The organism is Acinetobacter sp. ANC 4636 (assembly GCF_054454555.1).
On sequence record NZ_JBTKVD010000050.1, the window covers coordinates 1 to 600 of the forward strand.

At 41.0% G+C, this 600-nt stretch carries 1 protein-coding gene; it reads right to left on the reverse strand.

The genetic code is table 11. From position 1 onward, the window contains the following. Positions 1-18: 18 nt before the first annotated feature. Positions 19-600, reverse strand: a 582-nt coding sequence (locus ACX1N5_RS15725; RefSeq protein WP_458803581.1) for an IS3 family transposase, incomplete at its 5' end; no start/stop codon positions are given.

Below are 600 nucleotides of genomic sequence, written 5' to 3' on the forward strand. Positions count from 1 at the left end.
TGAATAGCCACCAAAATTCTAGACACACCTAACCATCTTTTGATGGGCCTTTTCATAATCTAATGGAGAATGTTGACCATTGGAACCATGTCTGCGTTTTGAGTTGTAGAACATCTCAATATATTCAAAGATATCCGACCTGGCTTCAGTTCTCGATACATATATTTTCTTCTTGACCCTCTCTCGCTTTAACAACTGAAAGAAACTCTCTGCAACAGCATTATCATGGCAATTTCCTCGTCTGCTCATACTGCTTTCAAGATTGTGATGCTTGAGGAATGCCTGCCATTCGTGACTGGTGTATTGGCTACCTTGGTCAGAATGAATCAGGACTTTATTCTTTGGTTTTCTTCTCCATAACGCCATTAATAACGCATCTAAAACTAGGTCTGTTGTGATTCTGGATTTCATAGACCAGCCAACAACAAGGCGTGAAAACAGGTCAATCACAACTGCAAGATACAACCATCCTTCATGAGTACGAATATAGGTAATATCTGTCACCCATAGTTGGTTAGGATGAGTTGGATTAAATTGGCGGTCTAAAGTGTTTGCAGCAACGACAGCTGGAGCACCTGCATGAGCTCTAGGTTTGCGATA